8 protein-coding genes and 1 tRNA gene are annotated in these 7,758 nt (G+C 65.3%); 8 read left to right on the top strand and 1 reads right to left on the bottom strand.

Annotated elements, in window-relative coordinates; genetic code table 11:
• The 4 genes from BN3659_RS13170 to BN3659_RS09325 form a co-directional block, all read left to right on the top strand.
• A partial coding sequence (locus BN3659_RS13170; RefSeq protein WP_458692780.1) for a class I SAM-dependent methyltransferase occupies positions 1-364 on the top strand: 364 nt, incomplete at its 5' end.
• A 101-nt stretch (positions 365-465) separates the two neighbouring features.
• Positions 466-921 carry a regulatory protein RecX gene (locus tag BN3659_RS09335; protein ID WP_224757845.1) on the top strand — a complete coding sequence of 152 codons (456 nt, stop codon included), beginning with the start codon at positions 466-468 and terminating at the stop codon, positions 919-921.
• Positions 903-2,636, top strand: coding sequence for a M23 family metallopeptidase (locus tag BN3659_RS09330; RefSeq protein WP_091536449.1), 1,734 nt, complete (start codon positions 903-905; stop codon positions 2,634-2,636). The genes BN3659_RS09335 and BN3659_RS09330 overlap by 19 nt, the downstream gene beginning before the upstream one ends.
• A 219-nt stretch (positions 2,637-2,855) precedes the next feature.
• The gene (locus BN3659_RS09325; RefSeq protein ID WP_091536447.1) at positions 2,856-3,251 is read left to right on the top strand and encodes a response regulator; all 396 of its coding nucleotides are present in this window, start codon (positions 2,856-2,858) and stop codon (positions 3,249-3,251) included.
• Positions 3,252-3,464: 213 nt separating this feature from the next.
• Here BN3659_RS09325 and BN3659_RS09320 read toward each other — a convergent pair.
• Positions 3,465-3,538 (bottom strand) — tRNA-Arg (locus tag BN3659_RS09320).
• A 335-nt stretch (positions 3,539-3,873) separates the two neighbouring features.
• On the opposite strand from BN3659_RS09320, the gene BN3659_RS09315 reads away from it, so the two are divergent.
• From BN3659_RS09315 to mnmA, 4 genes are all read left to right on the top strand, one after another.
• A complete protein-coding gene (locus BN3659_RS09315) occupies positions 3,874-4,440 on the top strand; it encodes a 30S ribosomal protein S16 (protein WP_091536446.1) in 567 nt (188 codons plus the stop codon).
• Between the two features lie 374 nt (positions 4,441-4,814).
• On the top strand, positions 4,815-5,336 hold the full coding sequence (locus BN3659_RS09310; protein WP_091536444.1) for a ribosome maturation factor RimM: 522 nt from the start codon (positions 4,815-4,817) through the stop codon (positions 5,334-5,336).
• 9 nt (positions 5,337-5,345) lie between these two features.
• Positions 5,346-6,308, top strand: coding sequence for a hypothetical protein (locus BN3659_RS09305; RefSeq protein ID WP_091536443.1), 963 nt, complete (start codon positions 5,346-5,348; stop codon positions 6,306-6,308).
• The coding region (gene mnmA / locus BN3659_RS13525) for a tRNA 2-thiouridine(34) synthase MnmA (protein ID WP_253181073.1) at positions 6,309-7,758 on the top strand (1,450 nt) is incomplete at its 3' end.

Raw genomic sequence — 7,758 nt, 5'->3', positions numbered from 1 at the left:
CATCCCCGCCGCGGCCGAAGCGGCCGCCCTCGCGGAAGTTTTCGGCGGCGGGTTCGACGCGATCGTCTCGAACCCGCCCTACATCCCGCAGCGGGAGCGGCGCGCAATGCGGCGCAACGTTACGGAGTACGAACCCGACACGGCGCTCTTCGTCCCCGACGACGATCCGCTGCGCTTCTACCGCGCCATCGCCCGGGCCGCCCGCCGGATGCTCGCGCCGGGCGGGCGGCTCTACTTCGAAATACACGAACTGCTGGCCGTCGAGACCTGCGATCTGCTCCGGGCGGAGGGATATGCGGCGATCGAACTCCGCCGCGATTTCAACGACAAACCGAGAATGTTATGCGCACGGATCGGAAACTGACGGCAAGCCGGCAACAGCGTCCCGGCGAGGACCGCGGCCCATTCGCCGGCACACCACGCGAAAAACGGACGAAAAGTCCCGAGCAGGCGCTCGCGGCTCTGATGCGTCTCTGCGCCCGCGCCGAACGCTCGTCGGGCGACGCCCTGCGTCTGATGCGCACATGGGGCGTCGCGCAGGAGGCCCAGCAGAAAGTGCTCCGCGAACTCCTCGACCAGCGGTTCATCGACGACGCCCGCTACGCCGAGGCGTTCGTGCGCGAAAAGATGCGGCTGAGCGGTTGGGGCGCCTACAAAATACGGGCGGCCCTGCAACGCAAGGGAATCGCACGCGCGCTCGTCGACGCGGCCCTCTCGGCGGTCGACCCCGCCGAGCATGCCGACCGCCTGCGCACGCAGCTCGAACGCAAGGCCCGCACCGCGAAACACGCCTCGGCCTATGAATTGAAAACCAAACTCGTGCGCTACGGCCTCTCGCTCGGCTACGACTACGAAGCGGTGATCGAGGTCGCCTCCGCACTCGTAAAAAACACGGATACGCCATGCAACGACTTTTTCTGATCCCGCTCCTCTTCGCCTCGCTCGCCGCACCCCGTGCGTCGCACGCCCAGTCGCCCGATCCGGCCGACTACCTCTTTCCCGTGTGCGGCGTGCAGGGACTCTACTCGGCCAACTTCGGAGAGATGCGCCCCAACCATTTCCACTCGGGTGTGGATATCAAGACCGACGGCGTCGAAGGCAAACCTCTGGTCGCCGTGGCCGACGGCTACGTCTCGCGCATCGCCGTCAGCCCCTCGGGTTACGGACGGGCGCTCTACATCGCCCTCGACAACGGCACCACGGCCGTCTACGGCCACCTCTCGCGCTTCCGCGACGACCTCGAAGCCTTCGTCCGCAGCGAACGGCTCCGCCAGCGCCGCAACAAGATCGACCTCTGGTGCACCGCCGACCGCTTCCCCGTCCGGCAGGGCGACACGGTGGGCTACTCGGGCAACAGCGGGACCTCGTTCGGACCGCACCTGCACTACGAAATCCGCGAGACAGCCACGCAGCGCACCCTCAACACCGTGCGTCTGGGCATCGTCCGGCCCAAAGACGATCTGCCGCCCACGATCGTCCGCATCCGCTACTTCGAGACCGATACCGTGCGGGGCATCCCCATGCACACCGAGCGCTTCGCCTGCGACGCCGTGAAGAGCGATCCGCACACCTACCGCCTCGCCCGCACCGCGCCGCTCGAAGTCGGCCCCTGCGGCCACTTCGTCGTCGAAGCCACCGACCGCCGCAACGGCGTGGCCAATACCTTCGGGCTCTACCGGGTGACGCAGTACGTCGACGACCGCCCCGTCTTCGAATACCGCATGGACGGCTTCACCTTCGACCGTTCGCGCTACTGCAACGCCGCAGCACACTATCCGCTGCAGGTCGCCACGCGCCACGAAGCCATCCGGCTGGCTGCGCTCGAAGGAGCCTGCACCGACTTCTGCCCCACGCTCGTAGGCCGCGGCGCCCTCCGCACGCAGGAGGGCCAGTCGCACCGCATCCGCATCGAAGCCGAGGACGACTGCGGAAACATCTCGCAGATCGCATTCACCGTCCGCGGCCGCGGGGCGCGCCCCGCGGCGTGCGATTCGCTCGCCGTGGTCTGCGACCGCCGGCGCACCTCGACCCTCGCGGCGGACGAAGCCACGCTCACGCTGCCCGCGGGCGCGCTCTACGAATCGCTCTGCGTGCGGCCCGAGCGTCTCTCCCTGCGTCCGAAAGCGGACACGACGCTGATCCTTCTTTCGCCCGTCTACCGGCTGCTCGACGCCTCCGTCCCGCTCCAGAAAGCGGCTACGGTACGCATCCGCGCCTTCGTGCCCGAGAAGCTCCGACCGCACACGACGCTGGCCGTCATCGACCGCAAGGGGCGTCTGGTCAACGCCGGCGGCCGCTACGACGACGGCACCGTTACGGCCCGCACCACCCAGACGGGTCCGATGCTCGTCGTGGCCGACACGGTGCCTCCGACCGTGAGGCCGCTCTTTGCCGACGGTGCGGACCTCTCCCGGGCCGAAGGGCTGGCCTTCCGCCTCGGCGACAACTTCTCGGGGATCGCATCGTGCGAGCTTTACATCGACGGCGAATGGTCGATCTGCGACCGATACCCGATGAAAGGCACGGCTTTCCACCCGTTCGACACGCCCCGCACGCAATCCCGCCATACGGTGCGTCTCGAAGCGTCGGACGCCTCGGGCAACCGCACCGTTTGGACGGGGATGTTCTACCGTTAATTACCCCATGCAAACGACAGCCCGCAAAAAACAGGATCTTCGGCATCCCCCGACGAAAACGAACCGATCCGAGGTGCCGGACGCAGGCGCGAACCCGCTCGGTCGCTCCGACGAGGGAAACGAACGAAAGCAATGCAACGCTCCCGGCCGGCTGCGACGCGACCGCGGTCGGAAATCGCCGGAAGCGGGACACGACTGCCGAAACAACAAGCGAACCCAATGTATAGGAACAAAGTCCCGGATGGCCGTCCCCGCCGCCGGATCCTGATCGCCGAGGACACCGAGAGCAATTGCAAACTGCTGGAGATCGTGCTGCGCCGCGAATACGACCTGCTGTGGGCGAAAAACGGACGCGAAGCGGTGGAGATGGCTTTCGCGCATCGCCCCGATGCGATTCTGATGGATATAAAGATGCCGGAAATGGACGGCATGGAGGCGTTGCGCGAAATCCGACTGCGGGACCCGCGGATTCCGGTCATCATGCAGACGGCCTATGCGTTCGACACGGACCGTCGTGCGGCCGAAGCTGCCGGATGCAGCGGATTTCTCACCAAACCCGTCATCCCCGCGGAACTGAAGGCATGCCTCGACCGTGCACTCGGAGAGAAGGCATGAACGCCCCCTGCGGCGACCGGGTTCCGGATCCGGACCGACGGCGGCCGACCGCAACGGGCGATCCCGCTCCGCCGCAGACGCAAATCCGCCGCCCCTGAAAAGAGCCCCATCGTTCCATGACGAAAAACAGGAGAGCCCCGACGACTCTCCTGTTCCGTTTCCATGCCTTGCCCATACGTCGGGCGGCGAAAGACGCATGCCGCCGCGATCCGGTGATTCCGTCGGGATTCGAACCCGAGACCCACAGCTTAGAAGGCTGTTGCTCTATCCAACTGAGCTACGGAACCATTTCGTCAAGCCGAGCGCAGAGCCGAACACCGGTCCGAAACTCAGCCGAGGCCCCAAACGGTCGAACGACGCCCCCCTTCTGTGGCGGCCGTTCGGGCGAACGCGGAGACAAAGGTAATGAAAAAATCAAAAACAGAAATCCGAACGACGAAATTATTCGTTTTTACGGACCGGACGCACCACCGGGTCCGCCCGGCCGGACGCGCGGACGAACCAATTCCGCCGATTTCGGGCGGACAGCTTGCGGATTGGGAAATTTTGTGTATCTTTGCAGGCTTTCAATCCCCAAAAGGGTCGGGCGTTATTCGATTACTTAACTAAATTTTACAAGCAAATGGCTGTTAAAATTCGTCTGGCGCGTCATGGTAAGAAGGGTTTCGCCTTCTATCATATCGTCGCCGCAGATAGCAGAGCGCCACGTGATGGTAAATTCATCGAAAAGTTGGGCACCTACAATCCCAACACGAATCCTGCTACGATCGATCTGAGCTTCGACAGAGCTCTTGATTGGTTAATGAAAGGCGCTCAACCCACGGACACCTGCCGTGCGATCCTCTCGTACAAAGGCGTGATGTACAAGAAACACCTGCTGGGCGGCGTCGCCAAAGGCGCTTTCTCGGAATCGGATGCCGAAGCCAAGTTCAACAAGTGGCTCAACGAGAAAACCGCCAAGATCGAGGCCAAGACCAACAAGCTCGCCTCGGACGCCAAGTCGGCCGAGAAAGCCCGTCTGGCCGCCGAAGCGAAAGTGAAGGAGGAGCGTGCGAAAGCGCTCGAAGAGAAGCGCGCCGCCGCCGAAGCCGAGGCCAAGGCCGCCGCCGAAGCCGTAGCCGCAGCCGCCGAAAATGCGGCCGAGAGTGCCGAGACCCCCGCCGAAGGCGAAGCTCCCGCAGCGGAATAGGTTCCGGCGGAGCTGTTCCGCAACGGACAATGACACGAAGAGGCAGTGGTTCGCCGGGAACCGCCGCCTCTTTTTTCACCCCTGCGGACAACCGAAAAAAGACGGTACGAGGAAATAAATTTGACATTTCCCCGCCCGTACACTATCTTTGACCCCGGATTCGCCGGAACTGCCGGGCACGCCGGGGCCGGCCGATCCTCCGGGACTGCCCGTCTTTTCCGGACCGCAGCGGCGGCGGCGGGGGGCGGCAAGCACCCCTCCCGCCGCTGCCCCGGCGATTCCCGGTTAGGCGGCCGACGGAACCCGCGACCGGACCGAAACGATCGGCGGTTCCGGACACGCATGCTTAATTACAGACACTTACGCACATCCGCATGACGACGAAACCCGCAGGCAGAATCAACAAGCCGTTCGGCACAGACGGCGGTCTGATGCTCTCGCTCTACGACAGCTTCCCCGAAGATTTCGATCCGGAGACGACCCCCGTGCTGGTTACGATCGACGGTCTCGAAGTGCCGCTCTGGTGCGACCGCTTCGAGCGGCGCGGAACAAGCGGCGCCACGGCCGCATTCGCCGATTTCGACACCGAACGCCGCATCCGGGAGCTGCTCGGCCGGGAGTTCCGCGTGGAGGCGGCACGCGGCGCAGAGGAGGACGAATCAGACTTCGAAGACCTCATCGGCTTCGAGGTCGAAGCCGAAGTTCCCGGCACCGGCACGGTCCGCCGCGGCACGATTGCCGGCTTCCTCGACCACGAGGCCAATCCGCTCTTCGAACTCGACATCGACGGCCGGACGGCACTGGTTCCGGCGGTCGAAGAGTTCGTCGCCCGCATCGACTTCGAAGGCCGGACGGTGCATTTCGTCCTGCCCGAAGGGTTGCTGGAACTCGAATAGACGACCGTCATGAAACGACTTTTCATTTCGTTCGCAGCACTTCTTTTCGCGGCCTGCACGTCCGATACCCCGAAGCCGGAGGGTGCCGAACGGACCATCCCCGAACGGACTCGCGCCGTCTGCGCCATGCACCATGCAGTCGCCGGAGCATGGCGCGGATGCGATGCCCCGAAGGACGACGTCCCGATGCTCTGCCACGCGGTCGATCCGACGCCGGAACTGCGCGAACATTTCGGCGTCCGGCCCGCACACGAGGAGCCCGGGCTGCGCACATACCGGATGGCGCGCCCCGATGCGCAGCCCTTCCACATGGAGACGAGCCTCGAATTCGGCGATCCGACCCATTTCGCCTACCTGCGCCCCTACCTCCGCTGCTCGTCGCCCGAGATTACCGTCCGCACGATGCCGGACGTCATCTCCGACAGCGTGTGGATACCGATGGTGTTTCACGAATACGCCCACGGATACCCGTATGCCCACCGGGCTTTCTGCAAAAGAGTCGCCGACGCCTTGCCGACCCACTCCGAAACCGAACACCGGACACTGCGCCGACAGTACGAACGGTTCGACCGGGCCATCCGCGCCGGGAACCGGGCGCTGCTCGGCGCTCCCGGGACCGGCGGCACGGCGCACCGGGAACAGTGCATCCGCAGGTTTCTCACGCCGAGGACCGAACGCAAGGCACGCATGTCCGCGGAGCTGGTTGCGGATGCCGTGCGCGACGAGGAGTTTTTCGAGCTGATGGCAGGCATGGCACGCCATGTCGAAGCCGAAGCGGGATTCCGGCTCGGAAGCTACGCCGAAACGGACGCTTGGCTCCACGACACGGACCGCTCGGGGTATTTTTACGCCACGGGCTGCAATCTCGTGCGGCTGCTCGTCCGGACGGGTGCGGCGTGCGAACGGCTCTTTGCCGACATGGTGCGGCCGCTGGAATACTATCTGCAAACGACACGCAACGACAATAGATAGATGGCACGTGTGGTAATCGGACTTTCGGGCGGCGTCGATTCGTCGGTGGCCGCCTATCTGCTCAAACGGCAGGGACACGAGGTGATCGGCCTCTTCATGATCAACTGGCACGACACGACGGGCACGCTCGAAGGCGACTGCCCGTGGCACGACGACCGCACCTTCGCGGAGCTGGTCGCCAAGCGGCTCGACATTCCGCTGCACGTGGCGGACCTCTCGGAACACTACCGCAAGCGCGTGGTGGACTATATGTTCGCCGAATACGAACGGGGCCGCACGCCCAATCCCGACGTGCTGTGCAACCGCGAGATCAAATTCGACGTCTTCCTCAAGGAAGCGTTCAGGCTGGGCGCCGACTACGTGGCTACGGGCCACTACTGCCGCAAGGACGAGACGACGGCACCGGACGGCCGCACCGTCTACCGCCTGCTCGCGGGCAGCGATCCCGACAAGGACCAGAGCTATTTCCTCTGCCAGCTCTCGCAGGAACAGCTCCGCTACGCACTCTTCCCCGTGGGCGGACTGCTCAAGCCCGAGGTGCGGCGCATCGCCGCGGAGCAGCGTCTGGCCACTGCCAAGCGCAAGGACTCGCAGGGCATCTGCTTCGTCGGGAAGGTCGACCTCCCCGTCTTCCTCCAGCAGAAACTCGCCGCGCGCACGGGCAATGTGCACGAAATTCTCCCCTCGTGGCCGAAATACGCCGACCGGCCGGACATTCGTCCCTCGGCCGCCGCCTCGCCCGCTTCGCCGGGCGGCACGAGTTCCGCCCTCCGGAAGGGCTGTCCGCCGGAATCCCCGCACGGCACGCCGGCCGTTCCTCCGACCGATCCGCAGCACGGAACTCCGACTGACACGCGCGCCGATTCCCCGCACGGCACGCCGGCCGGCAATCGGTGCGGCTCTCTGTCCGACAGTCTGTCCGCCGCACTTCCGCCCGCGGAACGGATCGCCGCCCAGCCCTCGTCCGCGGAACGGACCGAAACGGACGACGCCATGCCCTCCGGCGCATTTTCGGCGACGGCGGCTCCCGGCATACATCGCGGCGGGACCGGACAGACGGAGCAGTCCGGACGGATCGGAACCTCCGCGTCCGGGGCGTTTACCTCCGCCGAACTCGCGGCGCTGGCCGAACCGTGGCACTACACGGTCCGCGACGGCAAAAAGATCGGCACGCACAACGGCGCCCACTTCTACACCATCGGCCAGCGCAAGGGGCTCGGCATCGGCGGCCGCAAGGAGTCGCTCTTCGTGCTGGCGACCGACGTGGTGCAGAACGTGATCTACGTCGGCGAAGGAGACGCACACCCGGGGCTCTACCGGCGCGCGCTCTTCATCCGCGCGAACGAAATCCATTGGGTCGATCCGCTCCGGCGGCTCGGAGCGGGCCAACAGGCCCGTTTCGCGGTCCGCATCCGCTACCGCCAACCGCTGCAAGGAGCCGAGCTCATCG

It is taken from the genome of Alistipes sp. CHKCI003, assembly GCF_900021155.1.
GTDB classification, from domain to species: domain Bacteria; phylum Bacteroidota; class Bacteroidia; order Bacteroidales; family Rikenellaceae; genus Alistipes; species Alistipes excrementavium.
Note: the sequence above shows the minus strand (reverse complement) of the source record. Positions and strands in the feature narration are given on the sequence as shown.

Excerpts from the sequence above, each read along its gene's own strand:
- BN3659_RS09335 (WP_224757845.1), top strand. The coding sequence starts at position 466 with ATGCGTCTCTGCGCCCGCGCCGAACGCTCGTCGGGCGACGCCCTGCGT.
- BN3659_RS09330 (WP_091536449.1), top strand. The coding sequence starts at position 903 with ATGCAACGACTTTTTCTGATCCCGCTCCTCTTCGCCTCGCTCGCCGCA.
- BN3659_RS09325 (WP_091536447.1), top strand. The coding sequence starts at position 2,856 with ATGTATAGGAACAAAGTCCCGGATGGCCGTCCCCGCCGCCGGATCCTG.
- BN3659_RS09315 (WP_091536446.1), top strand. The coding sequence starts at position 3,874 with ATGGCTGTTAAAATTCGTCTGGCGCGTCATGGTAAGAAGGGTTTCGCC.
- BN3659_RS09310 (WP_091536444.1), top strand. The coding sequence starts at position 4,815 with ATGACGACGAAACCCGCAGGCAGAATCAACAAGCCGTTCGGCACAGAC.
- BN3659_RS09305 (WP_091536443.1), top strand. The coding sequence starts at position 5,346 with ATGAAACGACTTTTCATTTCGTTCGCAGCACTTCTTTTCGCGGCCTGC.